Annotated in this window: 25 protein-coding genes; 10 read left to right on the top strand and 15 right to left on the bottom strand. The window is 68.1% G+C overall.

All coding sequences use genetic code 11. The features are described 5' to 3' along the window. Positions 1-68 precede the first annotated feature (68 nt). From ACZ5V4_RS00430 to ACZ5V4_RS00400, 7 genes are all read right to left on the bottom strand, one after another. Positions 69-1,955, bottom strand: a complete 1,887-nt coding sequence (locus ACZ5V4_RS00430; protein WP_464316209.1) for a heme lyase CcmF/NrfE family subunit — start codon at positions 1,953-1,955, stop codon at positions 69-71. A 37-nt stretch (positions 1,956-1,992) separates the two neighbouring features. Then, positions 1,993-2,415 carry a cytochrome c maturation protein CcmE gene (locus ACZ5V4_RS00425; protein WP_464316208.1) on the bottom strand — a complete coding sequence of 141 codons (423 nt, stop codon included), beginning with the start codon at positions 2,413-2,415 and terminating at the stop codon, positions 1,993-1,995. Between the two features lie 232 nt (positions 2,416-2,647). Continuing rightward, entirely contained in the window at positions 2,648-3,712 is a 1,065-nt protein-coding gene (locus ACZ5V4_RS00420) for a hemolysin family protein (RefSeq protein WP_464316207.1), read from the bottom strand. A gap of 111 nt (positions 3,713-3,823) precedes the next feature. Further along, positions 3,824-4,693, bottom strand: coding sequence for a substrate-binding domain-containing protein (locus ACZ5V4_RS00415; RefSeq protein ID WP_464316206.1), 870 nt, complete (start codon positions 4,691-4,693; stop codon positions 3,824-3,826). After that, complete coding sequence (locus ACZ5V4_RS00410) at positions 4,690-5,874, bottom strand: alginate O-acetyltransferase AlgX-related protein (RefSeq protein WP_464316205.1); 1,185 nt, start codon at positions 5,872-5,874, stop codon at positions 4,690-4,692. Before ACZ5V4_RS00410 ends, ACZ5V4_RS00415 begins: the two co-directional genes overlap by 4 nt. A 28-nt stretch (positions 5,875-5,902) precedes the next feature. Then, entirely contained in the window at positions 5,903-6,562 is a 660-nt protein-coding gene (gene nadD, locus ACZ5V4_RS00405) for a nicotinate (nicotinamide) nucleotide adenylyltransferase (protein ID WP_464316204.1), read from the bottom strand. A 31-nt stretch (positions 6,563-6,593) separates the two neighbouring features. Then, positions 6,594-7,853 carry a glutamate-5-semialdehyde dehydrogenase gene (locus ACZ5V4_RS00400; protein ID WP_464316203.1) on the bottom strand — a complete coding sequence of 420 codons (1,260 nt, stop codon included), beginning with the start codon at positions 7,851-7,853 and terminating at the stop codon, positions 6,594-6,596. Between the two features lie 174 nt (positions 7,854-8,027). On the opposite strand from ACZ5V4_RS00400, the gene ACZ5V4_RS00395 reads away from it, so the two are divergent. Genes ACZ5V4_RS00395 through ACZ5V4_RS00380 form a run of 4 tightly spaced genes read left to right on the top strand, consistent with a single transcriptional unit; the run spans position 8,028 to position 12,697 of the window. Further along, a complete protein-coding gene (locus tag ACZ5V4_RS00395) occupies positions 8,028-8,657 on the top strand; it encodes a tetratricopeptide repeat protein (RefSeq protein WP_464316202.1) in 630 nt (209 codons plus the stop codon). 18 nt (positions 8,658-8,675) lie between these two features. Continuing rightward, positions 8,676-10,517, top strand: a complete 1,842-nt coding sequence (gene iorA, locus ACZ5V4_RS00390) for an indolepyruvate ferredoxin oxidoreductase subunit alpha (protein ID WP_464316201.1) — start codon at positions 8,676-8,678, stop codon at positions 10,515-10,517. A gap of 1 nt (position 10,518) precedes the next feature. Beyond that, positions 10,519-11,106 (top strand): indolepyruvate oxidoreductase subunit beta, encoded by a 588-nt coding sequence (locus ACZ5V4_RS00385; RefSeq protein ID WP_464316200.1) that lies wholly within the window; start codon positions 10,519-10,521, stop codon positions 11,104-11,106. 13 nt (positions 11,107-11,119) lie between these two features. Next, entirely contained in the window at positions 11,120-12,697 is a 1,578-nt protein-coding gene (locus tag ACZ5V4_RS00380) for a sigma 54-interacting transcriptional regulator (protein WP_464316199.1), read from the top strand. 70 nt (positions 12,698-12,767) lie between these two features. Here ACZ5V4_RS00380 and ACZ5V4_RS00375 read toward each other — a convergent pair whose 3' ends face one another. Beyond that, a complete protein-coding gene (locus ACZ5V4_RS00375) occupies positions 12,768-13,451 on the bottom strand; it encodes a type 1 glutamine amidotransferase domain-containing protein (protein WP_464316198.1) in 684 nt (227 codons plus the stop codon). A gap of 166 nt (positions 13,452-13,617) precedes the next feature. Between ACZ5V4_RS00375 and ACZ5V4_RS00370 the strand changes: the two genes are divergently transcribed. Next, positions 13,618-13,998 carry a hypothetical protein gene (locus ACZ5V4_RS00370; RefSeq protein WP_464316197.1) on the top strand — a complete coding sequence of 127 codons (381 nt, stop codon included), beginning with the start codon at positions 13,618-13,620 and terminating at the stop codon, positions 13,996-13,998. 49 nt (positions 13,999-14,047) lie between these two features. Here ACZ5V4_RS00370 and ACZ5V4_RS00365 read toward each other — a convergent pair whose 3' ends face one another. After that, the gene (locus ACZ5V4_RS00365; RefSeq protein ID WP_464316196.1) at positions 14,048-14,365 is read right to left on the bottom strand and encodes a saposin domain-containing protein; all 318 of its coding nucleotides are present in this window, start codon (positions 14,363-14,365) and stop codon (positions 14,048-14,050) included. Positions 14,366-14,491: 126 nt separating this feature from the next. Between ACZ5V4_RS00365 and hisH the strand changes: the two genes are divergently transcribed. Beyond that, positions 14,492-15,133 carry an imidazole glycerol phosphate synthase subunit HisH gene (gene hisH / locus ACZ5V4_RS00360; RefSeq protein WP_464316195.1) on the top strand — a complete coding sequence of 214 codons (642 nt, stop codon included), beginning with the start codon at positions 14,492-14,494 and terminating at the stop codon, positions 15,131-15,133. Next, on the top strand, positions 15,123-15,902 hold the full coding sequence (gene hisF, locus ACZ5V4_RS00355) for an imidazole glycerol phosphate synthase subunit HisF (RefSeq protein WP_464316194.1): 780 nt from the start codon (positions 15,123-15,125) through the stop codon (positions 15,900-15,902). Before hisH ends, hisF begins: the two co-directional genes overlap by 11 nt. A 74-nt stretch (positions 15,903-15,976) precedes the next feature. Here the strand turns inward: hisF and radA are convergent, their stop codons facing one another. From radA to ACZ5V4_RS00325, 6 genes are all read right to left on the bottom strand, one after another. Continuing rightward, the gene (gene radA, locus ACZ5V4_RS00350) at positions 15,977-17,317 is read right to left on the bottom strand and encodes a DNA repair protein RadA (RefSeq protein WP_464316193.1); all 1,341 of its coding nucleotides are present in this window, start codon (positions 17,315-17,317) and stop codon (positions 15,977-15,979) included. 4 nt (positions 17,318-17,321) lie between these two features. Next, positions 17,322-18,236, bottom strand: a complete 915-nt coding sequence (locus tag ACZ5V4_RS00345) for a DUF3426 domain-containing protein (RefSeq protein WP_464316192.1) — start codon at positions 18,234-18,236, stop codon at positions 17,322-17,324. 16 nt (positions 18,237-18,252) lie between these two features. Next, positions 18,253-18,771: a hypoxanthine phosphoribosyltransferase gene (gene hpt, locus ACZ5V4_RS00340; protein ID WP_464316191.1), complete on the bottom strand. Its 519-nt coding sequence runs from the start codon at positions 18,769-18,771 to the stop codon at positions 18,253-18,255. Positions 18,772-18,774: 3 nt separating this feature from the next. Next, positions 18,775-19,242: an N-acetyltransferase gene (locus tag ACZ5V4_RS00335; RefSeq protein WP_464316190.1), complete on the bottom strand. Its 468-nt coding sequence runs from the start codon at positions 19,240-19,242 to the stop codon at positions 18,775-18,777. A gap of 3 nt (positions 19,243-19,245) precedes the next feature. After that, positions 19,246-19,716, bottom strand: coding sequence for a TlpA family protein disulfide reductase (locus ACZ5V4_RS00330; protein WP_464316189.1), 471 nt, complete (start codon positions 19,714-19,716; stop codon positions 19,246-19,248). A 61-nt stretch (positions 19,717-19,777) separates the two neighbouring features. After that, positions 19,778-22,180, bottom strand: coding sequence for a homocysteine S-methyltransferase family protein (locus tag ACZ5V4_RS00325; protein WP_464316188.1), 2,403 nt, complete (start codon positions 22,178-22,180; stop codon positions 19,778-19,780). Positions 22,181-22,293: 113 nt separating this feature from the next. Here ACZ5V4_RS00325 and ACZ5V4_RS00320 point away from each other — a divergent pair, with 113 nt between their 5' ends. The 3 genes from ACZ5V4_RS00320 to ACZ5V4_RS00310 are packed head-to-tail and all read left to right on the top strand — an operon-like array spanning position 22,294 to position 25,870. After that, complete coding sequence (locus ACZ5V4_RS00320) at positions 22,294-23,343, top strand: sigma-70 family RNA polymerase sigma factor (protein ID WP_464316187.1); 1,050 nt, start codon at positions 22,294-22,296, stop codon at positions 23,341-23,343. Positions 23,344-23,360: 17 nt separating this feature from the next. Beyond that, positions 23,361-25,031 carry a tetratricopeptide repeat protein gene (locus tag ACZ5V4_RS00315; RefSeq protein WP_464316186.1) on the top strand — a complete coding sequence of 557 codons (1,671 nt, stop codon included), beginning with the start codon at positions 23,361-23,363 and terminating at the stop codon, positions 25,029-25,031. Beyond that, complete coding sequence (locus tag ACZ5V4_RS00310; RefSeq protein ID WP_464316185.1) at positions 25,028-25,870, top strand: hypothetical protein; 843 nt, start codon at positions 25,028-25,030, stop codon at positions 25,868-25,870. Before ACZ5V4_RS00315 ends, ACZ5V4_RS00310 begins: the two co-directional genes overlap by 4 nt. The last annotated feature ends 11 nt before the right edge of the window (positions 25,871-25,881 follow it).

Genomic DNA, 25,881 nt, shown 5'->3' with positions numbered 1-25,881 from the left:
GAGGGCACGCCCGCGCGCACGGACGGAGTCCGCGCGGGGGCGCGGCCTGGGCGCGGCCGTCCGTCACGCTAGTCCTCCCTGCCCTGCCCGCGCGGGATGCAGGCGAAACCGGCCAGACACATGAGCGTGCCGCCGATCCAGAACCAGTTCACCAGGGGGTTCACGCTCACCTTGACGCTGGCGCTCTTGTCCGGGGCGAAGGCCAGAAGCGTGGAATAGAGCTCCTTGCCCAGCGACGGGATCACGGAGACCTCGGCGAAGGGCTGGGGGAAGTTCTTGTAGATGCGCCGCTCCGGGGTCATCTCGCCCACGGGCTTGCCGTCCCGGGTCACGGAGATGGTCGCCCTGCCGCCGCCGTAACCGGCGGTGGAGAACTCCTCGACGCCCTTGTAGGTCAGGACGTAGCCGTCGAGCTCGATGGACTCGCCCGGCGAGACCACGGCCTCCTTGGACTGCTGGTACGGCCCGGAAAAGGCCACGCCCACCAGGACCAGGGCCAGGCCCGCGTGCAGCAGCCACGCGCCGAGACCGCCCTTGAGCCCGCGCGAGGCCTTGGACGTGGCCAGCACGGCCGCCAGGCTGACCAGGGAGGACACGCCCGAGGACATGCCCACCAGGGCCACGGGGTTGCGGTAGCCCATGGCGTAGAATGCCCCGGCCGAGGCCAGCATCACAGCCAGGGCCACGGCGGCCCAGCGCGGGTTGCGCAGACCGTCCTTCCAGGAGAGCCAGGGGCAGAAGGCCAGGATCACGCCCACCAGCACGAAGAGCGGGTTGCAGACGCGGTTGTAGAAGTTGGCGTCCAGGCCCACGGTGTTGGCGCTCCAGAGCTTGGAGATCACCGGCCACATGGTGCCGAGGAAGACCACCACGGCGCAGGTGAGCATGAGCCAGGCCAGGGCCAGGAGCATGCCCGGCAGCGAGACCAGCCCGGACATGGGCCTGGACGGCGCGGCCGGAGCGCCGGTGAAGGCGATCAGCAGCGTCAGGGCCAGCCCGGTGAGGATGAACACCAGGAGCGGCCTGCTCACGCCGCCCTCGCCGAAGGCGTGCAGCGATTCGATCACGCCGCTGCGCACCAGGTAGGTGGCGAAGAAGCAGAGCACCAGGGTCAGGGCCATGAGGATGACGTTGGTGCGCTTGAGCGCGTCGCGCCTGGTCTCCACCACGGCCGTGTGGATGGCCGCCGTGGCCGAGAACCAGGGGATGAGCGAGGCGTTCTCCACCGGGTCCCAGGCCCAGTAGCCGCCCCAGCCCAGCTCCATGTAGGCCCACCAGCAGCCCAGGATGATGCCCGAGGTGAGCATGACCCAGGAGACCAGGGTGATGGCCCGGGTGTTCTTCAGCCACGAGGAGCGGTCCCCGGTCATCCAGGAGGCCAGGGCCAGGCACCCGGGCACGGCGAAACCGGCGTAGCCCAGGAAGAGAAGCGGCGGGTGGAAGATCATGCCCGGGTTCTGGAGCAGCGGATTGAGCCCCTTGCCGTCCGGCGGCGCGGGCACCAGCTTGAGGAAGGGGTTGGTGGGCCCGGTGAGAACGATGAGGAAGAAGGCCTCCACGGCGAGAAAGAACATCCAGAAGGCGGTCTTGGTCTCGGGCGCGAGCCTGGCGTAGCCCTTGGTCATGGAGAAGACGAGGCCGAAGAGCGCCGTCATCCAGGCCCAGAAGAGAAACGACCCGGCCTGCCCGGCCCAGAAGGCCGTGATGGCGTAGAACACGGGCAGCACCGAGTCGGTGTAGCCTGCCACGTATTCATAGGAGAAGTCGCGCTTGTAGAGCGCGACGAAGAGCACCACGGAAACGGCCGTGAAGACCGAGAAAAGCAGGCTTTGCCCGCCCTCCAGCCAGGAGAGCCTGTCCGCGTCGCGGTTCCAGAGCTGCCAGGCGGCCAGCCCGGAGAGCACGAGGGCGACGAGAAGCGACAACAAAAGCGCCCAGTGGGCGGCGAAATGCATAAGACCTCCCTGTCAGGGCGCTAGCTGCGCGGCTTTTTCAGCCCTGGGATTCTTTGCGGTTCTCTTTCTGGTACTTGGAGGGGCACTTGGTCATGAGGGTGCTCGCGCCGAACGCCTTGGCGGACGGGTTCATGCTGCCCTCGACGATGACTTCCACGCCGGGCTTGAACGTGTCGGGCACGACGCCCTTGTACTCGACCTTGAGGGTCTTGGAGGAGTCGTCCTTGTCCATGAGGGTGAAGCTCACGCCCAGGCCGCTGGCGGGCTTGTCGATGCCCCCCTCGGCCACGGTGCCGAAGAGCCGGGCCTGGCCCAGCTTGTCCGCCGGGACGGCCAGGGCCTCCCTGACGTTGAGGAAGTAGACCGCGCCTTCGTCCAGGCCGGAATAGACGAGCCAGCCGAGCCCCCCGAGAAACAGGGCCACGGCCGCCGCGTACACGCCCTTCTTGCTGCCAGCCATCGCGTCTCCTGAATGCTTCCTGAAGATGGGTCCGCCGCCCAGCGGCCCCTTGAAACGTTTCGCTAGATACCCCGCAACCTGCCCCCGGTCAATGCGGCGCGGCCAAAAACAGCCTGAAAGGGTCTGCTTCGGGTCGCGAGGGCCGTTTCGGACAGGCCGGAGGCAGCCTCGGGCCGTCACGCGACTCCACCGGCAGCGTATACCCTTGGCCGCGCGCAAGTGCAATTAAATCTTACTTAGGAGATTCTACCCGGGAGCCGTCCGAATGGTTGCGCAGGAGCTTTTCCCGCCGTATGCGGGCCAGCTCGCGCATGTCCGGAACTTCGTCGGTCTCGTCCACGATCTCCTTGCCCAGGATCTCCTCCAGCACGTCCTCGAGGGTGATCACGCCCCCCACCCCGCCGTATTCGTCCAGCACCACAAAGAGGTGCATGCGCGACTCGATGAAGCGGATCAGCGCCTTGTCCAGGGGCATGGAGTCCATCACGAAGGAGACGGGCTTCATGAGGCTCGCCAGTGTCGCGCCGTGCTGGTCGTTGGCCAGGGCCTCGAACACTTGGCGGCGGTAGACGATGCCCACGATGTTTTCGGGGTCGTCGTGTTCGTAGACGGGCACCCGGCTGTGGGGCCAGAGGGGGTTCTCGTCGCGGGCCTCGGCCACGGTCATGCCCGCGGGCAGCGAGAAGACCACGGTGCGCGGGGTCATGGCCTGGCGCACGTGCTTGGTGTCCAGGGACAGGATGTTGGAGATGGACATCTCCTCCAGGGCGTTGATCTTGCCCGCGCGGCTGGTGAGCCTGACCACGGCCCGGATGTCCTCCTCGGTGGCGTCGGGGCCCTTGGACTTGGGCTTGACCAGGTTCACGAGGAGCGCGCTGGCCCAGATCACGGGCGAGAGCACGGCCACCATCACGCGAAGCGGCCCGGCTATCACCGGCCCCAGGGCCCTGGCGTAGGCCACGCCCAGGGTCTTGGGCAGTATCTCGCCGAAGGCCAGGATGATCACGGTGAAGACGAAGGTGAAGTACGCGAGGTTCTGCTCGCCCAGGGCCTGCACCGCGATGGCCCCGGCCATGGCCGCCCCGGCCGCGCAGGCGGCCGTGTTCACGGTGAGGATGGCGGTGATGGGTTTCTCGATGTTCATGCGCATCTGGTAGAGGATCTCGCCGGAGCGCTTGCCCTCGGCGCGCATGCGTTCGATCCAGCTCCAGCGTAGAGAATAGAGCACGGCCTCGCTCACGGAGCAGAAAAAGGACAAGAGCACGGCAAGGGAGACGGCCAGGAGCAGTTCAAGCATGGCCGTCGGAGGGATCACTGGGGATCAGTAGTGGGGGGAGGTCCAAGGTAGTCGTCCGCCGGTTCGGGTTTTGACTGGATTTTAAGGTTTTCTCGCGCGTTGTAAAGGGCGTCAGCGCCGGTCGCCCAGGAGGCGCTCGGGGAAGGCCACGGGCAGCGCGCTCTTGGCCGCGGGCTTGTCCGAAAGCTTGGCGTAGCCGGTCCGGACGAGCGCGGCCTGGCCCTCGGGGCCCGTCATGTAGTCGATGAAGGCCTGGGCCAGCTTGGAGCGGTTGGCGATGGCGGCCATGTGCAGCACCCGGTGGACGTTGTAGCGCCCTGCGAGGAAGTTCTCCAGGGTTGCGGCCGTGCCGTCCAGGGCCACGGGCTTGACCGTGGCGTCCAGGTCCCGGACGCTCATCACGCCAAGGGCCTCCCGGGTGCGCAGCAGGATGAAGCGCATGGCGGCCTGGGTGGAGACGCTCAGGGTGTCCCGGATGGTGCCGGGCTTACCCTCGACCTCCGAGGCCTCGATGTAGATGGGGATCACCACCGCTTCGCCGTTGCCGGGCCCGCCCGCGTCCTTCCAGAAGCGGGTGGCCCCGGAAAAAAGGCTCGAGGCCTGGGCGGCGGTCAGCGACGTGACGGGGTTCAGGGGATTGACCACCACGGCCACGGGGTCCACGCCGTAGGGCACGAACTCCAGGGGCACGTCCAGCGCGGCCTTGGCCAGCGACGGGTCGCGGTCGTAAAGGGCGATGTCGGCCTGGCGCATGCGCACCCATTTGAGCCCGACGCCGGCCCCGGTGAGGGAGAAGGTGATGCTCACGCGCGGGTGCGCGGCCATGATCCGCTCCGCCGCCTCCCTGGCCGCGGCCAGGCCCACGTCGCCGCCCGCGACGTGCAGTTCGCCGGAGAGGCCCTCGAAGGGGTCGGCCCCAGCCCCGCGAACGGGCGAAGCCATGAGGGCAATGACGAAGAAGGTCAGAAGGATGCGCTTCACTGGGCTGCCCCCTGTCCGGCGCCCTTCTGCACCACGGGCAGGAAGAAGCGCTCGGCGACCTGCTCCACCACCACGTCGGGCTTCTCGGCCTCGATGAGTTCCTTGTCGAAGATGCTCTCGGCGCCGTCCAGGCCGGGCTTGACCCACACGTACACGGCCCTGCTGAAGTGCTCGCCCAGGAAGCCGGCTATCTCCCAGAAAAAGGAGTCGTGGAAGACCACGGCCTTGGGCAGGCCCGCGCCGGGCCTTTCCGAACCCTGGGCGGGCTGGCTGTAGCCGGTCTTGAAGGTTCCCACGCTCACGCCCCTGGCGCGCAGGGGCGACTTGGGGATCATGTAGACCTTCTTTTCCGTGATGAGGTCCTCCACGCCGACCATGTAGGAGAGGTCGCCGCCGAGGAACGTGAACTCCTGGAAGAAGAAATCCGAGGCGTTCATGGGCGTAAGGGCCGGGAAGTCCTTGCCCAGGCGCTCGATGATCGCCCGGTAGGCGGGGAAGGCGCCGTAGGCGTTCCAGTGGCTGTCCGTGGCGTAGAACACCTGCCTGCCCTTCTTGGCCTCCATGAGGGCCGGGCGCAGGTCCAGGACGTCGAGCCTGGTCTTCTCCCGGATGTGGGCCATGATCTGGTCCATCCTGGAGACCGGACCCACCTGGGCGTATTCGTCGGGCAGGTGCTCGGGGTAGATGCTCTCCTTGTTGGGGGCCACGGCCACCAGGTACCTGATGCCGCGCTCGGCGCACCAGTCGGCCCTGGCCTGGAACTTGGCGGCCACGGAGGCCACCTGGGCCTCGGTCAGGGGAGTGACGGCGCGGTGCTCCTCGAGCACGTTCAGCGACCGGTCGCGCGAGAGGAAGAGCCAGCCTTCCTTGCCCACCACCACGGGGGAGTTGTTGGCAAGCGAGCCGAAAAGCGTGGCCGAGGCGTAGTTGTACCAGCGGATCAGCTCGCCCCGGTAGGGAAAGTTCTTCTCCAGCCAGCCGTCGGCCAGGGACTTGCCCATGGCCCTGAAGGACTGCCTGGACCATTCGAATTCCGGGAAGGGCGAGCCCGTGGCCTCGGCCAGCTTGCCGTGGGGGGAAATGCCCAGCAACTGGGAGCCCAGGGGCAGCGAACACGCCGCCAGGAAGATGGCCGTACAGCATGCGGCCGCGAATCTGCGGCCGCCAAGGATCTGATTCACTCGTGCACCTTTTCGGGATGACGCCTTGTCAGGACCAGATCTCGAGCACGCGGTCCCTCTGGCGGCACAGTTCGTCCTCGACCCCGGGAGGGACGAGGAAGCGCAGGTTCGCCCCGCGCCGGAAGCGGTCTCTAATAAAGGAGGCGCTGATGTCAAGCCGGGGGATTTCCACCAGTTCCAGGCGCCTGCCCGAGGGGAAGCGCCAGGCGCCCGGCCCGTGGGCCTCGGCGCCCATCTCCGGGCGCTCGGCCAGGTAGGCGCGGACCTCCTCGCGGCCCAGGGTCTCGCGCGTGGCCACGGCCAGGCTGGCCAGCTCGCAGAGCCTGAGCCCGTTTCGCCACAGGTGCAGGCTCATCAGGTCGCTCGACCCCATTATGAAATGGATGTCCGCGCCGGGCCGGGCGCGGGAGAGCTCCGTGAGCGTGTCCCAGGTGTAGGAGGGACCGGGGCGCTCGGCCTCCATGAGGTTGACCGAAAGAAAATCCAGGCCCTCCACGGCCTTCCCCAGAAGCGCGGCCCGAAGCTCGAAGGGCAGCATGCCCTCCCCGGGCTTGTGCGGCGGCCTGGCCGCCGGGATGAGCTCCACGCGGTCCAGCGAGAGGGCCTCGGCCATCTCCACGGCCAAGCGGACGTGGGCCACGTGCACGGGGTTGAACGAGCCCCCCAGGATGCCCAGGCGCAGGCTCACCGCGCCGCCCGGGACTCACGCGCCCGGGGCACTAGGCCCTCACCTGCCCCTGGCCCAGCACCACGAACTTCAGGCTGGTCAGCTCGCGTACGCCCATGGGGCCGTAGGCGTGCAGCTTGGAGGTGCTGATGCCGATCTCCGCGCCGAGGCCGAGCTCGCCCCCGTCGTTGAAGCGCGTGGAACAGTTCACGCCCACCATGGAGGCGTCGGCCTCGCGCAAAAAGCGCATGGCCCGGGAGTGGTCGCGGGTCAGGATGCACTCGGTGTGGTTGGAGCCGTAGTCCGCTATGTGCGTAAGCGCCTGGTCCATGTCCTTCACCACGCGCACGGCCAGCACGTAGTCGAGAAATTCGTAGCCCCAGTCGGCCTCGCTGGCGGGCTTGGCCGTGGGCCCAAGGAGCGGCAGCGACACCGGGCAGGCCCGGAACTCCACGCCCCTGCCCCCGAGCGCGGCGGCGACCATGGGCAAAAAGGCCTTGGCCGACTTCTCGTGCACCAGCAGGCACTCCAGGGCGTTGCACACGCCCGGGCGCTGGCACTTGGCGTTGTCCGCGATGGCCACGGCCTGCTCGAAGTCGGCCTCCTCGTCCACGAAGAGGTGGCACACGCCCTTGTAGTGCTTGAGCACGGGCATGGTGGCGGCGGCCACCACGGAGCGGATCAGCCCCTCGCCCCCGCGCGGGATCATCACGTCGATGTATTCGTCGAGCTTGCACAGGGCGGCCACCGCGGCGCGGTCGGTGGTGGGGGCCAGGCGCACGGCCGTCCCGGGCAGTCCGGCGTCCTCCAGGGCCTGGCTCAGGAGCTCGGCCAGGGCCATGTTGGAATGGAAAGCCTCGGACCCGCCGCGCAGCACCACGGCGTTGCCCGCCTTCAGGCAAAGGATGGCCGAATCCACGGTGACGTTGGGGCGCGATTCGTAGATCATGCAGACGACGCCCAGGGGGATGCGCATCTTGCCGACCATGAGCCCGTTGGGGCGCTGCCACATGGTCTCGATGGCGCCCACGGGGTCGGGCTGGGCCGCGATGTCCAGGCAGGCCTTGGCCATGGAGGCCAGGACCTTGGGGGTCAGGCGCAGGCGGTCGAGCTTGGCCTTGTCCATGCCGGCCGCCTCGGCGGCCGAGACGTCCTTGGCGTTGGCGGCGGCGACGAAGTCCGCGCGCGATTCGAGGAGCCCGGCCAGGTTGGCCAGGGCCTTGTCCTTGGCCGCTCCGGGGGCCTTGGCCATCAGCCTGGAAGCCTCCTTGGCCTGCGCCGCCAGCGCCTTCATCTGCTGCTCGATGCTCATGCGTCCTCCGGATGATCGCTAAAAAGTAATGATAGCCCCGCGCGAGCGCCCGCGTCAACGAGAGCCTTTTGACAGGGGCTGCGCTTTGGGTATAGATGTGACGTCTTTCGGCTCAGACCTCCGCCCCTGGCGGCGGTTTTTTTTCAACCTTCCAAACAAAAACAGCGGCACACAATGGCAGACATCACCTTCGAGCGTCCCGAGCAGATGACCCCCCTGGCCCGTTTTGTTTCCCAGTACTGGCGCGTCGCGGCGGCTGGCGTGGTCGCGGCGCTGCTGCTCCTGGCCGGGATCGCCTGGTACAAGGCCCTGGCCAAGCAGTCCCTGGCCAAGGCCGAGAACGAGCTCGGCGCGATCATCGCCGAGAAGACCGGCCCCGAGCGCCTGAGCGCCCTGGAGGCCTTCCTCAAGACCGCCCCGGATTCCATCAAGGGCGCGGCGCTCCTCGAAACCGCCCGCACCGCCCTGGACCAGCGCGCCTTCGCCAAAGCCGCCGACGCCTGGAACCAGCTGGCCGTTTCCGGCCCCGACGGCATGCGCGAGCTGGCCGTGATCGGCCAGGCCACCGCCCTGGCCCAGGCAGGCGAGCTGCCCAAGGCGGTCTCCATCCTCTCGGACTTCCTGCCCAAGGCCCCCAAGGCCATGCAGCCCATCGTGGCCCGCCAGCTGGGCGCCGTGGCCGAGGAGGCCAAGGCCTGGAAGGAGGCGCTGGCCGCCTACGAGCTGATGAAGAACTCCGCCAACGGCGGCAGCAAGTCCTTCTACGAGGCCAAGATCGACGAGATCAAGGCCAAGATGCAATAAAGCGCGAGGTTTCATTCCATGCCTAGCCCCCTGCTGGCCGACACCCCGGGCGAGACGCTCCTGCTGCTTGGCAACGAGGCCATCGTTCGCGGAGCCCTCGAGGGCGGCGTCGGTTTCGTGAGCTGCTACCCGGGCACGCCCTCCTCCGAGGTCCCGGACACGTTCTTCCGCCTGAAGTCCGAGGGCGACTACATCTTCGAGTATTCCGTCAACGAGAAGGTGGCGCTGGAGGTCGGGGCCGGAGCGGCCCTGGCCGGCCTGCCCACCCTGGTGACCATGAAGCACGTGGGCGTGAACGTGGCGGCCGACCCGCTGCTCACGCTGACCTACATCACGGCCCCGGGCGGGCTGGTGCTGCTCTCGGCGGACGACCCAGGCTGCCACTCCAGCCAGAACGAGCAGGACAACCGCCACTACGCCCGCCTGGCCGGGCTGCCCTGTTTCGAGCCCGCCACGGCCCAGGAATGCAAGGACATGGCCCGCGACGCGCTGCACCTGGCCACGCGCACCGGCCAGCCCGTGCTCCTGCGCACCACCACGCGCGTCAACCACGTGCGCGGCCCCGTGACCCTGGGGAGCCTGCCCGCCGAGAAGCCCAGCAAGCCGTTTACGCGCAACCTCCAGCAGTACGTGCCCATCCCGGCGCACTCGCGCGTGCACCATCGCCAGCTGCTCGACAGGCTCTCCGCCATCCGCAAGGAGGCCGACCGCTCGCCCTGGAACAAGGTCTCCGGCGAGGGCGACGTGGGCGTGATCGCCTCGGGCGTGAGCCGCTGCTACTTGAAAGACGCCCTGCTCGAGGAGGGCCTGGAGGGCGCGGTCAAGGTGCTGGAGCTGGGCTTCAGCTACCCCACCCCGGACGGGCTGATCCTCTCGTTCCTCAAGGGCCTGAAGAAGGTCCTGGTCATCGAGGAGCTGGACCCGCTGGTGGAGGAGCACGTGCGCGCGCTCGTCCAGCGCGAGGGCGTCACGCTCGAGGTGCTGGGCAAGAGCCAGGTGCTGCCCCTGTGGGGCGAATACTCCACGGACATGGTCCGCCAGGCCCTGCGCGGAGCCCTCGGCCGCCAGGCCCGCACCGTGGACCACTGCGCCCCGGAGCAGGGGCTGGCCATGCGCCCGCCCAACCTCTGCGCCGGCTGCTCGCACCGCGCCAGCTACTTCACCGTGCGCGAGGTCTTCGGCAACGACGCTTTCTACTCCTCTGACATCGGCTGCTACACCCTGGGCCTGCTGCCGCCCCTCTCGGCGGCGGACTTCCTCGTGTGCATGGGGTCGAGCGTCTCCACCGGGTCCGGGTTCGCCACGGCTTCGGGCAAGACGACCATCGCCTTCATCGGCGACTCCACCTTCTTCCATTCGGGCATCACCGGCCTGGTCAACGCCGTGTACAACGCCCACGACATCCTGGTGGTGGTCCTGGACAACCGCACCACGGCCATGACCGGCCACCAGCCCCACCCGGGCGTGGACCAGACCGCCATCGGCCCCAACGAGCGCCGGGTGGAGATCGAGCCCCTCGTGCGCGCCTGCGGCATCGAGCACGTCAAGGCCCTGAGCCCCCTGAACCACAAGGCCACGAAAAAGGCCCTGGAGGAGATGAAGGAGCTCAAGGGACCGCGCGTGCTCATCCTGCGCGACCCCTGCGTGATCCACGAGCGCCGCGTGAGCAAGAAGCAGAAGCCCCAGGTGGCCACGGTGTCGGAAACCACCGAAGGCTGCCTGGACGTGCTGGGCAAGCTGGCCTGCCCGGCCTTCCTCAAGGAAGGCGGCACGGTCCGCGTGGACGAGGAGATGTGCTCCGGTTGCATGTTCTGCCTGCAGTTGGACAAGTCCTACAAGGCCAAAAAGAGGGGCGCCTGAGATGCAGCGCACGCGTATATTCTTCACCGGCGTCGGCGGGCAGGGCACCCTGACCGCCACCAAGCTCGTCTCGCTCACCGCCCTGGACGAGGGCCTGCCCGTGACCTCGGGTGAAATCCACGGCATGGCCCAGCGCGGCGGCGTGGTGGAGTCCACGGTCCTGGTGGGCTACCAGAGCCCCAAGATCACCCACGGCGAGGCCGACGTGCTCCTGGGCTTCGAGCTTCTGGAAACCCTGCGCGCCCTGTGCTACCTCAAGCCCGGGGGAAAACTCGTGAGCAACTCCGAGGCCATGCCGCCCCTGTCCGTGGCCACGGGCAAGGCGGGCTACCCCACCTTGGACGAGGTGCGTTCCAAGGCGCAGGCCGTGGCTTCCTGGTCGCTTTTTTTGCCCTGCCGCACGCTCGCGGAGCAGGCCGGGTCCGCCCAGAGCGCCAACACGGTGCTGCTGGGAGCCGCCTGCGCGGCCAAGGCCCTGCCCTTCGGCATGGAGGCCCTGGAGCGCTCCGTGCGCAAATACCTCAAGCCGGCGCTGGCCGAGGTGAACCTCAAGGCGCTGGAACTCGGGGCCAAAGCGGTCCCGGCCTGAAAGGGATGAACAGATGACGTTCTTCTCACCGGGCGAGAGCCTGTCCCAGAAATTCCCCATGGCCCTGAGGGGCATCCTGGACGAAGCCATGCCCTCGCGCGCCGCGCGCGACTGCCTGGACGCCATGCTCGCCCGCTTCGTGGAGGTGATGGGCTACCACCGGGTGTACCTGGAGCTTCTGGACGTGCCCCTGCCCAACCTGCGCCTCTCGCTCTCGCGCGGGCAGGAGGCCTTCTTCGGCTCGCCCCAGGGTCCGGGCCCCATCGCAACGGGCCAGGCCCTGGCCACGCGCCAGGCCGTGATCATCGAGAACATGGCCGACCACCCGGACTTCTACGGCAGGCCCGCCCAGGAGCTGGAAAACCTCTCCTTCATCTGCGTGCCCGTGCTGGAGCCCGGCGTGCGCTACACCGGCAAGGCCGGGGTGATGGGGGCCTTCTGCGCGGACGTGCCCAAGGCCCCGCCGGTCTTCCTCGAAAACCAGCGCGACCTGATGATGTCCGCCGCCGGGGTCTTCTCCCTGGTGGCCCTGCGCCTGCGCGAGGAGATGAACGACTCCCGGCTGCGCCGCAAGCCCAAGCGCAGGCCCGAGGCCGAGCCCGAGGTCCTGCCCGGCCCCACGGGCGCCAAGCCCAAGGTCGTGGCCGTGTCCAAGAGCATGCGCCTGGTGCTGCGCCAGATCGAGCAGGCCGCGCAGACCGACTCGCCCGTGCTGGTGCGCGGCGAGGAGGGAACGGGCAAGGAGTTTTTGGCCATGGCCCTGCACGGCCAGAGCCCCAGGCGCAAGCGGCCCTTCCAGCGCCTGGTCTGCTCCGCCGAGCCGCCCGAGGCCATCGAGCAGGCGCTCTTCGGCGTGCAGAAGGGCGAGGCCTCCAAGTCCACCCAGTCCAAGCGCGGCGCGCTGGAGCTGGCCCAGAGCGGGACCATCTACATCGAGGACGTGGAGGAACTGAGCCAGGAGGCCCAGGAGAGCCTGCTGCGCTTCCTCCAGGAGGGCGCGGCCCGGCGCTTCGGCTCCGACCAGCCCGTGCCCCTGGACGTGCGCGTCATCGCCTCCAGCCGCGTGAACCTGGAGGACATGGTCTCCAGCGGCGACTTCCTGGAGGACCTCTACTACGCCCTCTCCGTGGTGACCATCTACGTGCCGCCCTTGCGCGACCGCGCGGGCGACGTGCTGCCCCTGGCCGAGCACTTCCTGGAGGAGGCCGCGGCGGCCGAGGGCCGCGAGTTCAAGCGCATCTCCACCCCGGCCATCGACCTGATCAGCCAGTACCACTGGCCCGACAACGTGCGCGAGCTGCGCTTCTGCATGGAGCGCGCCTTCGAGCAGTCCGAGGACGGTGTGATCCGGGCCTACCACCTGCCCCCCACCCTCCAGACCGCCGAGAGCTCCAACACCGAGGCCACCCTCTCCTTCGGCGAGGCCGTGGACCAGTTCGAGAAGGAACTGCTCATCGAGGCGCTGAAGAAGGCCAAGGGCAACATGTTCCAGGCCGCCAAGAACCTGCGCGAGAGCTATCGCATCATCAACTACAAGGTGAAGAAGCACGGCATCGACCCCAAGCGCTTCACCCCGGGCAAGAAGCGCTAGCCGCTCCGCTCCCCTGAAAAGAAGGCCCCCGGCGAGCGACCTCGCCGGGGGCTTTTTCGTGGGCCTTGCCTCAGCCCTTCTTCAGCATTTCAAGCATCAGGCGCGCCGCCTCTTCGGAGGATGCCGGGTTCTGGCCCGTGACCACCTTGCCGTCGGCCTTCGCGTAGGCGGCGAAATCCGGGCCCTTGGAGTAACGCGCGCCCTGGCGCCTGAATTCGTCCTCGATGGAGAACGGCACCGCCTCCTCGAGCCCCACGGCCTTCTCCTCGGAGTTGCTGAACGAGGTGACCGCGAGCCCGGCCACCAGCGGGGAGCCGTCGGGCTTGCGCGCACGCACCAGCGCGGCCGGGCCGTGGCACACCGCGCCAAGCGGCTTGCCCGTGGCGTAGGCCTCCTCGGCCATGCGTAGCGAATCGGCGTCGGTGGCCAGGTCCCACAGCGGGCCGTGCCCGCCGGGGTAGAAAACCGCGTCGTAGTCGCCGGCCTTCACGCCGGAAAGGCGCGCCGTGGAGCCGAGAAGGGCCTGGGCCTCGCGGTCCGCCAGAAACCGGCGCGTGGCCGGGGTCTGCGCCCCTTCCTCCGCGCTGCCCGGGTCCATGGGCGGCCGCCCTCCCTTGGGCGAGGCGAGCGTCACCTCGGCCCCGGCGTCCTTGAAGACGTAGTACGGCGCGGCAAGCTCCTCCAGCCAGAACCCGGTTTCCCTGCCGGTGCCGCCGAGGGCGGCGTGGGACGTGATAACCATCAGAATCTTCATGGCCAAGCCTCCTTGCTCGAAAAGCCTTTCCGGTCATTCTGCCGGATACGCCTCCCGGGCGGCCGGGGCAACACTTCTCGCGGCCTTGTTTGACCACGCCCCGCTTTGTGCTATGGAGGAGACTGGCGCGGCAGCCGCCGCCCGATTTCACGACAAGGAGGCCAAGATGACCCGCCAGATTTCCTTCACGCGACTCGAACAGGCGCTGCTCCCGGGATTCCGCGAACGCATGGACAGGGCGGAATCCACCGAGGACGTGCGCAAGTTCTTCTCGGAGGTGGCCTCCACCTTCCTCTCGGACGCGCTGGGCGAGTCCGGCGCGGTGCGCTTCGAGGACGTGTCGCTCGCTCCCGGGGAGCCGGACGGGTTCGTGATCTCGGAAAAGGTCCGCGCCCTGCCCGCCTTCGCCTCCGCCTGGGAGGACTCGGACATGCCCAGGATCATGAAGTACCTGGCCGGAAAGTCCGTGAACCGCTACCTGCACCTGGACAAGAACCCGGAGAAGACCGAGGCCAAGATGTTCCATCACAAGCAGGGCAAGCGCTGATACACCCCACGGAAAGACCGTCAGGGGAGGCCCGGAGCCTCCCCTCTGCCTACCGGCAATAGGCCATGGCCCGGCAGACGTCCTCCAGGCTCGCGCCCTTGGCGCGCCGCTCCTTCAGGGCCTTCAGGAATTTCGGCCCCATGGCGGCGTAGAACCTCTCGCACTCCGCCCTGTCCCCGGCGGGCAGGAGCGAGCACTGCCTGCTCGCGTCCACGGTGACGTCCTGCCCGTCCCCGGCGGAGGACTCCACCAGCCCCAGCACAAGCTGGCAGGCCGAGCATTCGAGGTATCCCCCCTGGGCGAGGGTCTGGATGGGCTGGGCCGAAAGCGCTAGCGCCGCGAAAGCGGCGAGGATGATTCGTCTCATGCGGCAAGCTCCTCTCGTGTTTGGCGTGATGCGGTGCGGGTTCTAGGCAAGACGCCCGCGAAACACAAGCGCGCCACTTGCCTGAAAACGTAAATTCTACTAGCAACGCGCCCACGGGAGGAAACCATGCTCGCCATTCTCGACTACAAGGCCGGCAACCAGACGTCCGTACGCCGCGCCCTGGATTACCTCGGCATCCCCTGCCGGATCACCGCCGATCCCCAGACCCTGCGCCAGGCCTCCGGCGTCATCTTCCCCGGAGTGGGCGCCGCCGGGCAGGCCATGAACGAACTGACCAGCACCGGTCTCGACGACGTGCTCCACTCCATCGTCGCCTCGGGCAAGCCGCTGCTCGGCATCTGCGTGGGCTGCCAGATTCTGCTGGACTACTCCGAGGAGAACGACACCAAGGCCCTGGGCATCGTCCCGGGCGCTTGCGCAATGTTCAACCGGGGCCTCGTGGAGGAGGACGGCCAGCCCATCCGCGTGCCGCACATGGGCTGGAACAAGGTGAAGCTCGCCGTGCCCTGCGAGCTCTTCGAGGGCGTGGACGAGGCCTCGGAGTTCTATTTCGTGCACAGCTACTACCCCGTGCCTGCCCCGGAGTTCGTCATCGGCACGACCTTCTACGGCATGGAGTTCTGCTCCGTGCACGGCCGCCCCGGGCTCTGGGCCGTGCAGTTCCACCCCGAGAAGTCGGGGCGGCCCGGGCTCAAGCTTCTTTCCAACTTCGCCAAATACTGCGGGGAGGCGTCCAATGCTCAGTAAGCGCATCATCCCCTGCCTGGACGTCCGCGACGGCAAGCTGACCAAGGGCGTGAAGTTCCTGGGCAACGTGGACATCGGCGACCCCGTGGAGACCGCCCGGGCCTACTACGAGCAGGGAGCCGACGAGATCGTCTTCTACGACATCACCGCGTCCGCCGAGGGCCGGGGCATCATGCTCAAGGTGGTGGAGAAGGTTGCCTCGCGCATCTTCATCCCCTTCTCCGTGGGCGGGGGCATCTCCACCGTGGAGGACATGCGCGCGGTGCTCCTGGCCGGGGCCGAGAAGGTCTCGGTGAACTCCGCCGCCGTGAAGAACCCGGACATCATCAGCCAGGGCGCGGCCGCGTTCGGCGCGCAGTGCGTGGTGGTGGGCATGGACGTGCTCAAGGTGGGCGTGAGCGAGCAGATCCCCTCGGGCTACGAGATCGTGATCCACGGCGGGCGCAAGCGCATGGGAATGGACGCCATCGAATGGGCCAAGACCGCCGAGGCCCTGGGCGCGGGCGAACTGTGCGTGAACTCCATCGACGCCGACGGCACCAAGGAAGGCTACGAGCTGACGCTCACGCGCATGATCAGCGAGGCCGTGACCATCCCCGTGATCGCCTCGGGCGGCGCGGGATCGCCCGCGCACATGCGGGACGCCCTGACCGAGGGCAAGGCCAGCGCGGCGCTCATCGCCTCCATCGTGCACTACGGCGAGTACACCATCGGCCAAATCAAGGACTACCTTTCGGACGAAGGCGTGAAGATGCGCACGGTCTGGTAGGATTCACCCGATACGCGAGAAAGCGAACGCCCGCCCGGGAGATGTCCGGGGCGGGCGTTTTCCGTTGCGGCGGTTCAGGGCGCGCCGAAGAGGGCGCGCTGGAAGTCCTTGAGGGTGGCGATGCCCCTGCCCTCCCCGGGCGGATGGAAAATGGGGTCGTAGCCGAGCCTCCTGGCCTGCTTGAGCCTGGCATCGTGCCCGGACACGGGCCGGATGCGCCCGCTCAGGTCCAGTTCGCCCCAGAACACCGCGCGCGGCGGCAGGGGCCTGTCGTACCAGGAGGAGAGCACGGCGGCCACGAGGCCCAGGTCCAGGCCCGGGTCGCTCAGCTTGAGCCCGCCTCCGGTCTTGGCGTAGATGTCGGACTGGCCGAGCTGCACGCCAAGGCGCTTCTCCAGCACGGCGAGCAGCAGGTTCAGCCGGTTCAGGTCGAACCCCAGGGCAGTACGCCTGGGCATGGCCAGGTAGGAGCGGCTGGCCAGGGCCTGCATCTCCACGGCAAAGGGGCGCTTGCCTTCGAGGGCCAGGACCACGGCCGAGCCGCTGGCCGTCTCGTCGCGCTCGCCCAGGAAGTACGTGGATGGGTCCGGCACGGGCACCAGGCCGTCGCCCAGCATCTCCAGGACCATGAGCTCGTCCGTCGGGCCGAAGCGGTTCTTGAACACGCGCAGGATGCGGTAGAAGTGTTGGCGGTCGCCTTCGAGGTAGAGCACCGTGTCCACCATGTGCTCGAGGATCTTCGGCCCTGCGATGAGCCCTTCCTTGGTCACGTGGCCCACCAGGATGAGCGTGGCCGCGCTCTTCTTCACGGCCTCCACCAGTTCGGCGGCCACGGCGCGCACCTGCCCAGGGCTGCCGGGCACGCCCTCGGCCAAGGACGAGGACATGGTCTGCACGGAGTCCACCACCAGGAGCGCCGGGCAGTCGCCGCCAGAGAGCGCGTCCACGGCCTCGGCCGCGCTGGTGGTGCTCACGGCCATGAGCTCCCCGGCGTCCAGGCCCAGCCTGCGGGCGCGCGCGGCCAGCTGCCCGAGCGACTCCTCGCCGGAGACGTACACGGCCCTGCGCCCGGACGCGGCCACCTGTCCAGCCAGTTGCAGAAGAAGCGTGGACTTGCCGATGCCCGGCTCGCCGCCCAGAAGCACGGCCCCGCCGGGCTGGAGGCCCTGGCCGAGCACGCGGTCCAGGTCGGGCAGGCCGCTTGGCGCGGCCGGGGCGTGTTCGGGAACGAAGGAGGCGAGGCTCACCGGCCCCTGGGAGAAAACGGCGGATGCGCTCGCGCGCTGGGCGCGCGCGGACGGCGCGGCCTGGGCCGAGAGGGTGTTCCATTCCCCGCAGGTGGGGCACTGCCCGCTCCAGCGCGGGCTCACGCCGCCGCAGGACGAGCAGACGTGGACGGTCTTGGCCTTGGCCACGCCTTTACTTCTTGGTCCCGGGCTGCTGATCCTGGGCCTGGGGGGCCACCTCGAAGTAGTTCTTCACCTTGAGCGTGAAGTTTTTGACGCCGTCCGGAATGTTGACGAAGGCCACCATGAAGGGGACCTCCTCCCCGGGCTTGACCGAAGAGTTGTTGAGCATGATCTCCTGGCGCGAAGAGAGCCTGCTCTCCAGGTCTTCCTTGCCAAGCGTCTTGAGCTCGAAGTTGGAGGCCTTTGGCCCGGCCTGGAACTCCTTGTTCGCCAGCGGGGCGTCCTTGCCGTCCAGCAGCGAGGCCTCCAGGCTGATCTGGCCCACGGTCACGGGGGACTTGTTCACCAGCTTGCCCTCGATGACGAAGAGCTTGCCGACCTTGTCGTTGTCCACGAAATAGTGGTTGTAGGAGACGATCTGGAGCTGGCTGGTGTAGTCCGGCGCGGGCTCCTTGGCGGGCGGGGTCACGGCGTTCTCCATGGGCGAGGCCGCCGGCTTCGGGGCGAAGGGCCAGAACTCGAAGAAGTAGGCCCCGGTGCCCGCGATGCCCGCGAACACCACGACGCCGATGAGCGCGGCCAGGAGCATGCCCCTCTTGGAGAGCCCGCCGCTTTTCTTCTCGGGCTTGCCGAAATCGATGGATGTGAACTCGGAGGAGGAGACGCTTATGTCGTCGAAGCGGTCCTTCTGGCGCTCCTCGTCCAACTGGGCGGCGAAGTCGTCGCGGGCGGGTTCCTCGTGGGCGTCCACGGGCCAGCCCGCGTCCGCCCCGGACTCGCCGAAGCCCGGGAAGTCCTCGGTGGGCGGGTGCTCCACGTGGAAAACGTGCCTGCAGAGGCTGCAACGCACGCTGGCCCCTTCGGGGCCGACTTTGTCATCGGGCAGATTGTACTTGGTATGGCAGCTCGGGCATTCGACCTTCATGGCGACATGGACCTTCTTACTGGCTCAGTTCGTAGACCCCTGGAAGACAACGATAGTCTTCTGCAAAGTCCAGACCGTACCCGACTAAGAAGCCCTTTGCCAGTCTGAATCCGGAAAAGTCAACCACAACTTCGGCCTGGCGCCTTTCCGCCTTGTCGATGAGCGCGCACAGCCTGACCGACGCGGCCCCGCGCGAGCGCAGCACGGACAGGAGCATGGACATGGAGTGCCCCGTGTCCACGATGTCCTCCACCACGAGGACGTGCTTGCCCTCGCAGGGGGTCTCAAGGTCCTCCAGGAACTTGAGGTCGCCCGGGCTGTCCTTGGAGCCGTAGCTGGCCAGGCGCACGAAATCCACCCTGGCGGGCACGCTCACGTGACGGACCACGTCGGAGAGGAACATGAACGCGCCCTTGAGCACGCCCACCACCAAGAGCTCCTTGCCCTGGTACTCGCGGGAGATCATGGCCCCCAACTCGGCCACCCGGGAGGCGATTTCCTCCGGGCTGATGACGGGAATGAGCTTCGCGGCCACGCCTTACATCTCCATGACCATGGCGATCTCGTCGCACTCGGGGAACTTGGGGCAGTGGATGCAGTCCGCCCAGACCTTCTGGGGCAGCTTCTCCTTGCTCACCTCCTCGAAACCGATGCGGGCGAAGAAGTCGCGCTGGTAGGTCAGGGTGAACACCTTGTACACGCCGAGCGTCACGGCCTCGGACAGGCAGGCCTCCACCAGCTTGCGGCCCCAGCCCCGCTTTTGCAGGTCCGGGTGCACCACCAGCGAGCGGATCTCGGCCAGGCCCTCCCAGCAGATGGACAGGGCGCAGCAGCCCTTCACGTCCTTGCCCTCCCTGGAAGCCAGCACGTAGAAGTCGCGCAGGTGGGAATAGAGCTGGTTGAAGGAGCGCGGCAGAAGGAGCTCGCCCTTGGCGCACTCCATGAGCAGCGCGTGGATGACCTTCACGTCCTGGATGCGGGCCTTGCGCAGCTGATACTCGATCATCCCCTAGCTCCCCAGGTGCTTGTTGATCAGTTTCTCCAGCTCCTCGCCGGGCATGTAGCCCTCCTGGGTGTGCACCATCTCGCCCTTGGGCGAATAGACCACGGTCCTGGGGATGGCGCGGATGGAGAAGGCCGGGGTCACGTCGTCGGCGGCGCGGAACACGGGGTAGTTGAACCCGGCGCGGGCGCTGTAGGCCGCGTACATGGTGGGTTCCTGGTCCAGGCTCACGCCCATGATGAAGACCTTGTCCGCCGGGAGGCGCTTGCGCAGCGCGATCAGGTCGGGGATCTCCTGGCGGCAGGGGCCGCACCAGGAGGCCCAGAAGTTCACCACCACCACCTTGCCCTTGGCCTGGATGATGGACTTGAGGATGTCCTGGCTCGTGGCCGGGACGCTGCTGGTCTGGGCCGGGGCGGCCACGGCGGCCAGGAGGACCAGGGCCAGGGCCGGGAGGATCGTGCGGATCGCTTTCATGTCTTCTCGTTGGGGCCTGTTTGATGTTTATGCGCGAAAGAAAAGTATAACACCCCGGAGCCTAGGCGTCCACGAGGCGCTTGGCGAGCCGGACGGCCTCCACGGCGTCGGCCGCGTGGCCGTGCGCCCCGATGGCCTTGGCGTAGGAGTCCGTGACCACGGCCCCGCCCACCATGACCTTCTGGGTCATGCCGCGCTCGCGCAGGAGCTTCACCGTGTCCTCCATGCGCACCATGGTGGTGGTCATGAGCGCGGAGAGCCCGATGAGCGAGGCCCCGTTCTCGGCGGCGGCGTCCACGATGCGCTCGGCGGGCACGTCCTTGCCCAGGTCGATCACCTCGAACCCGTGGTTCTGGAGCATGAGCCCCACGATGTTCTTGCCGATGTCGTGGATGTCGCCCTCCACCGTGGCCAGGACGATGCGCGGCTTGGCCTGCCCCTTGGTCTCGGCCTCCAGGAGCGGCTTCAGGCGCTCGAACCCGCCCTGCATGGCCTCGGCCGAGAGCAGGAGCTGGGGCAGGAAGTACTCCTTCTTCTCGTAGAGCACGCCCACGTCCATGATGCCGGGGATGAGTTCGCCGTTCAGGATGTCCGCCGGGGCCTTGCCTTCGGCGAGGGCCTCCTCCACCATGGAGAGCACGGCCTCCTTGCGCCCGGCCACCACGGCCTCGCGCAGGCTGGCCACCGCCTTCTGGGCCGCGTCCCTCAAGGCCCCTCCCGAGCCGCCCCCGTACTTCCAGTCCGCCAAGTTGGCGATGAAGCGCCCGGCCTGGGGGTCGCGCGCGAGGAGCACCTCGCCCGCGAAGCCAACCTCGCGCGGCAGCGGCGTGGACGGGTTCGAGATGTGCGCGGCCATGCCCGCGCCCAGGCACATGGCCAGGAACGTGGCGTTCAGGAGTTCGCGCGCGGGCAGCCCGAAGGAAATGTTGGAGAGCCCGAGCGTGGTGGGCAGGCCCCAGACCGCCGCGCAGTGGCGGATGGTCTCCAGGCAGTGGCGCGCGGCCTCGGGCTTGGAGGACACCGTGAGCGCCAGGGCGTCCACCAGGATGAGGCGCTTGGGGATGCCCAGTGCGTAGGCCTTGTCCAGAAGCGCCTCGATGGCCGCGATGCGCTCGGAGGCCGTCACGGGCAGCTTCTTGCCCGCCAGGGGCAAAAGGATGAAGGGCGCGCCGTGCAGCTTGCACAGGGGGCCGAGCTCCTCCATGCGGCCGGGCTCGCCGCTGATGGAGTTGACCAGCGCCGAGCCGGGCACGGCCCAGAGGGCCTCCTCGACGGCCTCGGCCTTGGTGGAGTCCAGGCACAGGGGGGCGAGGAAGCGCGCGGTGAGCTGCTTGACCAGCGCGGGCAGGAGGACCTCCTCCTGCACCAGGGGGGCGCCCACGTTCACGTCGAGCACGGTGGCCCCGGCCTGGACCTGTTCCTCGGCCAGGCGCAGGGCCTCGCCGAACTGCCCGGCCTGGAGCTCCGCCGTGAGGGCCTTCTTGCCCGTGGGGTTGATGCGCTCGCCGATGCACACGGCGGGCAGGCCCACGCCGATGCGCACGCTCTTCGAGCGCGAGGTGAGCATGAGCGGGCGGCCCTCGGCGGGCTCGGGCTTCGTCCACGCCCGGCCCCCGGCCAGGGCGGCCAGGGCGCTTATGTGCGCGGGCGTGGTGCCGCAGCAGCCGGAGACGCACTTGGCGCCCATCTCAAAGAAGGGCTCCATATGCTGGGCGAATTCGTCCGGCCCCATGGGGTAGACCGTGACGCCGTTCTCGAGCCTCGGCAGCCCGGCGTTGGGCTTGATGAAGAAGGGCGTGTCGATGCGCGGCAAAAAGTCCCGGGCCACGGCCAGCATCTGCTCGGGGCCGAGGCCGCAGTTGACGCCCAAAAGCTCCACGCCCAGGTTCTGCATGGTGTCGGCGAAGGTGGAGGACGGCGTACCCGTGAGCGACCCGCCGGGCTCGAAGGTCATGAGCACGCCCACGGGCAGGTCGCAGACCCGGCGCGCGGCCAGGACCACGGCCTTGGCCTCGGCCAGGTCGAAGTGCGTCTCGGCGATGATCAGGTCCGCCCCGCCCTCGGCCAGGCCCTCGATCTGCACGGCGAAGGCGTCCACCATCTCGCGCAGGGTCAACGTGCCCAGGGGCTCAACGAAGTGGCCGGTGGGGCCGACGCTTCCGGCCACGAAGTTGTTCTCCCCGGCGGCCTGCCGGGCCACGCGGGCCATCTCGGCGCTCACGCGCCTGATGTCGGTGCCGTGGGGCAGCTTGAAGCGGGTGCCGCCGAAGGTGTTGGTGGTCACCACCCTGGCTCCGGCGCGCAGGTAGTCCTCGTGGACGGCGCGCACCACGCCCGGGTTCTCTAGCCCCCAAAGCTCGGGGGAAGCGCCAGCGGGGAGCCCGCGCTCCTGGAGAAGGGTGCCCATGGCTCCGTCGAAAACGATCACGGAATTACCGGAAAGGGCCTTGCGAAAATCCGCCACCGAGATTCCTCCTTGCCTGAAAGCCTCTGGGTCGTACTGAAAAACGTTGAATCCGGCAAATGAAAAGCGTATGAGGTAATGCTTCGGGCGCTGTGCGCCCACTGGAAAGCATCATGAGCAAGCATACGGATCAACCCGAGGAGGAGATCCTTCTCTCCGGCGACGGCGGCGAGGACGCCGCGGACGAGGAGGAGCCCGGCTCGGAGGACGTTTCCGAAGAAGCCGCCGAGGCCCAGGAGGAGGACTCTCCGGAAGGAGAGTTCCCGAGCCTGCCCGTGGCGCGCATCCCTTCCGTGCCCTCCTCGGGCCGGGACAACCTGCACGCCTACCTGCGCGAGATAAGCAGGTTCCCCCTGCTCGCCCCGGACGAGGAGTTCGAGCTGGCCCGGCGCGTGCGCGACAGCGGCGACCAGCAGGCGGCCTTCCGCCTGGTCACCTCGCATCTGCGTCTGGTGGTCAAGATCGCAATGGACTTCCAGCGCCGCTGGGCCCAGAACGTGGCCGACCTGATCCAGGAGGGCAACGTGGGGCTCATGCGCGCGGTCAAGAAGTTCGACCCGGAAAAGGGGATCAAGTTCTCCTATTACGCGGCGTACTGGATCAAGGCCTACATCCTCAAGTACATCATGGACAACTGGCGCATGGTGCGCATCGGCACCACCCAGGCCCAGCGCACCCTGTTCTACAACCTGAACAAGGAGCGCCAGCGCCTGACGTCGCTCGGCTTCGACCCGTCGGTGTCCAACATCTCCAAGAACCTCAGGGTCTCCGAGGCGGACGTCCTGGAGATGGACCAGCGCATGGCCAGGAACGACCTCTCGCTGGACATCACCCTGGGCGACGACTCCACGTCCACCAGGCTCGACTACCTCCCGGCCCTGACCCCGGGCATCGAGGAGATGCTGGCCAAGGACGAGATCGCCGGGCTCGTGGAGAAGCACCTCCAGACCATCATGCCCGAGCTCTCCGACAAGGAGCGCGACCTTCTGGAGCAGCGCATCCTCTCGGACTCCCCCGTGACCCTGCGGGAGATCGGGGCCAAGTACGGCATCACGCGCGAGCGCGTGCGCCAGATCGAGACCCGCCTCCTGGAAAAGATACGCAGCCACTTCACCAAGCGCATCGACGACTTCTCGGCGGAGTGGATTCGCAAGGAAGAGTGATCCACCGTATGCAGCAGATGACCCGATACGTCCTCATCGCGATCCTGGCGGCGCTTCTGGCCTCCTGCGCCCAGAAGAAGCCCGCCCCTCCGGCGGACATGAGCCCCAGGGGGCTCTCCAAGGAGGCTGCTGCGGACTATTATTACCTCCTCTACCAGGACCTCTCCCGCAAGGGTCAGGTGCGCGACGCCGTGACCGTGCTGGAAAGGCTCCTGGAGCTGGCCCAGACCCCCGAGCTCTACCGCGACCTGGCCAACCTCCACTGGGGCCTGGGCGACGCGGAGAAGACCCGCGAGGTGCTGAACGAGGCCATCGCCAAGTACCCCGACGAGAAGCTCCTGTACTTCTACCTGGCCAACTCGCACATGATGCTGCGCCAGTACGACGAGGCGGCCAAGGTGCTGGCCAAGTACCTGGCCCGCCATCCCAAGGACACCGCCGCCAGCCAGGAGCTGAGCGCCGTGCTCGTGGAGTCCGGCCGCTTCCAGGACGCCCTGGACTTCATGGGCCAGCTGCCCCGCGACAGGCGCACCCCGGCCATGTCCTACTACGAGGCCAAGGCCTACCTGGGGCTTAACAAGCGAAGGCCCGCCATGGACAAGCTGCGCCAGGCCCTGCGCGAGGACCCCAACCTCCTGGCCGCCTGGTCCGAGTTGGCCTTCCTGCACGAGCAGAGCAGCGAATGGAAGCAGGCCGAGGAGGCCTACCGGCGCATCCTGGACCTGGGCGAGGACGGCCCCGAGGTCTGGATCAGGCTCATCCGTGTGGCGCTCAAGCAGAAAAACGACGCCAAGGCCCTGGAGCTGGTTGACAAGGGCCCAAAGGACCGCGCCTTCCTCTTCGAGGTCATGGGCCTGTTCATGGACGAGGGCCGCCAGGACGCGGCCACCGCCATCCTGGAGCGCCTGGCCGGGGACCAGCCCGGCAACGCGGACGTGATCTTCCTCCAGGCCATGATCGCCGTGGACAAGGAAAAGAACCTGGACAAGGCCTTCGCCCTGCTTGCCCAGATCCCCAAAAACCACAAGTTCTACGACAAGAGCCTGACCACGCGCGTCCAGCTCGCCCTGGACGCCGACCGCTACGACCTGGCCATGCCCCTCATCGAGGAGGGCAAGAGCCTCTACCCCGACCGGGTGGACTTCCTCTTCTTCGAGGCCGTGGCCTACGACAAGCAGGGCAACCTGCCCAAGGCCGCCGAGGTCTACTGGATCGCCGTTGGCAAGTGGCCCGCCAACACCGAGGCCCTCTACCGCTACGCCACGGTGCTCGAGCGCATGGGCAACCGCGCCGAGGCCATGAAGATCATGGAGCGCATCCTTTCGCTGGAGCCCGCCAACCCGGACGCACTGAACTTCGTGGGCTACGCCCTGGCCGAGGACGGCCGCGAGCTGGACCGCGCCCTGGAGATGATCAGCCAGGCCCTGGCCGCCAAGCCCGACAGCCCCTACTTCATCGACTCGCTGGCCTGGGTCCACTTCAAGCGCGGCGACCTCAAGCAGGCCTGGGCCGAGATCCAGCGCGCCGTGTCCAAGCCCCTGGAAGACCCGGCCATCTGGGAGCACTACGGCGACATCGCCAAGGCCCTGGGCAAGCGCAAGGAGGCAGCCAAGGGCTACGCCCGCTGCCTGGAGCTCAAGCCCTCGGACCCCGGCGCGGTCAAGGCCAAGCTGGATTCCGTGCAATGACCTCCGCCCAGCGTTCCCCGCGCCCCGGCGCAGCCGCCTTGGTCCTGGCGCTCGCCCTGGCCCTGGGCTTCGCGCTCGGAGGCTGTGCCCCGAAGGCTGGCCCCAGGGGCGCCCCCCAGGCCGACGCCCAGGCCCTGTGGCGCTCGTTTTCCGCCCCGGCCCAGACCGAAGCCAAGTCCTTCACGCTTTCCGCCAGCCTCTCCGTGGCCAGCCCCTCGCGCTCGGCGCGCCTGCTGGTGCGCTTCTGGGGCGGCGTGGACGGACCGGTGCGCCTGGACCTCTCCTCCGGCATGGGCCAGACCTTCGCCATGTGGCGCGAGGACCAGTTGGGCTGGCTGGCCGTATACCCTGGCTCCAACCAGGCCTTCACCCACTCCGACACCAAGGCCGCCCTGGCCAGGCTCGGCATGCCGTTCCCCTTCACGCTGAAGGACCTGGCCGCCATCTGCGCCGGGCGCTTCCAGGGCATCGTCCCGGCCAGCTACTCCGGCGTGAAGCGCACTGCCTCGGGGTTCACGTACACCCTGCCCCAGGGTTCGGCCGTGGGCTCGCTCACCCTTGACTTCGCGGGCAATCCCATTCATCTCACCGGCCGGGGCGTTGAGCCGTGGAGCGTGGAACTGGGCGATTTCGCCGCGCCCGCCGAGGGCGGCAGGCCTTTGGCCCAGCGCATCGCCGTGACCTCCCCGGGCGGGCTCCAGGCGGTCCTTCGGATCAAGAAGATCGAGCTCTCGGCCGCGCCCGCCGACGCGTCCGCCTTGGGGCTCACCGTGCCGCCGCAGGCCAGGCACATCCCCCTGGACCGCCCCGGGGACGTGAGCGCGCCCGAGCTGCCCTGACACCGGCCAGG

Source organism: Fundidesulfovibrio sp. YSD1, from assembly GCF_055397115.1.
The sequence above is the reverse complement of the archived record's forward strand: the minus strand, read 5'-3'. Positions and strand labels throughout refer to the sequence as shown.

Coding starts and splice junctions, on each gene's coding strand:
- ACZ5V4_RS00430 (WP_464316209.1), bottom strand. CDS start 1,955: ATGCATTTCGCCGCCCACTGGGCGCTTTTGTTGTCGCTTCTCGTCGCC.
- ACZ5V4_RS00425 (WP_464316208.1), bottom strand. CDS start 2,415: ATGGCTGGCAGCAAGAAGGGCGTGTACGCGGCGGCCGTGGCCCTGTTT.
- ACZ5V4_RS00420 (WP_464316207.1), bottom strand. CDS start 3,712: ATGCTTGAACTGCTCCTGGCCGTCTCCCTTGCCGTGCTCTTGTCCTTT.
- ACZ5V4_RS00400 (WP_464316203.1), bottom strand. CDS start 7,853: ATGAGCATCGAGCAGCAGATGAAGGCGCTGGCGGCGCAGGCCAAGGAG.
- ACZ5V4_RS00395 (WP_464316202.1), top strand. CDS start 8,028: ATGGCAGACATCACCTTCGAGCGTCCCGAGCAGATGACCCCCCTGGCC.
- iorA (WP_464316201.1), top strand. CDS start 8,676: ATGCCTAGCCCCCTGCTGGCCGACACCCCGGGCGAGACGCTCCTGCTG.
- ACZ5V4_RS00385 (WP_464316200.1), top strand. CDS start 10,519: ATGCAGCGCACGCGTATATTCTTCACCGGCGTCGGCGGGCAGGGCACC.
- ACZ5V4_RS00380 (WP_464316199.1), top strand. CDS start 11,120: ATGACGTTCTTCTCACCGGGCGAGAGCCTGTCCCAGAAATTCCCCATG.
- ACZ5V4_RS00375 (WP_464316198.1), bottom strand. CDS start 13,451: ATGAAGATTCTGATGGTTATCACGTCCCACGCCGCCCTCGGCGGCACC.
- ACZ5V4_RS00370 (WP_464316197.1), top strand. CDS start 13,618: ATGACCCGCCAGATTTCCTTCACGCGACTCGAACAGGCGCTGCTCCCG.
- ACZ5V4_RS00365 (WP_464316196.1), bottom strand. CDS start 14,365: ATGAGACGAATCATCCTCGCCGCTTTCGCGGCGCTAGCGCTTTCGGCC.
- hisH (WP_464316195.1), top strand. CDS start 14,492: ATGCTCGCCATTCTCGACTACAAGGCCGGCAACCAGACGTCCGTACGC.
- hisF (WP_464316194.1), top strand. CDS start 15,123: ATGCTCAGTAAGCGCATCATCCCCTGCCTGGACGTCCGCGACGGCAAG.
- ACZ5V4_RS00345 (WP_464316192.1), bottom strand. CDS start 18,236: ATGAAGGTCGAATGCCCGAGCTGCCATACCAAGTACAATCTGCCCGAT.
- ACZ5V4_RS00335 (WP_464316190.1), bottom strand. CDS start 19,242: ATGATCGAGTATCAGCTGCGCAAGGCCCGCATCCAGGACGTGAAGGTC.
- ACZ5V4_RS00330 (WP_464316189.1), bottom strand. CDS start 19,716: ATGAAAGCGATCCGCACGATCCTCCCGGCCCTGGCCCTGGTCCTCCTG.
- ACZ5V4_RS00320 (WP_464316187.1), top strand. CDS start 22,294: ATGAGCAAGCATACGGATCAACCCGAGGAGGAGATCCTTCTCTCCGGC.
- ACZ5V4_RS00315 (WP_464316186.1), top strand. CDS start 23,361: ATGACCCGATACGTCCTCATCGCGATCCTGGCGGCGCTTCTGGCCTCC.
- ACZ5V4_RS00310 (WP_464316185.1), top strand. CDS start 25,028: ATGACCTCCGCCCAGCGTTCCCCGCGCCCCGGCGCAGCCGCCTTGGTC.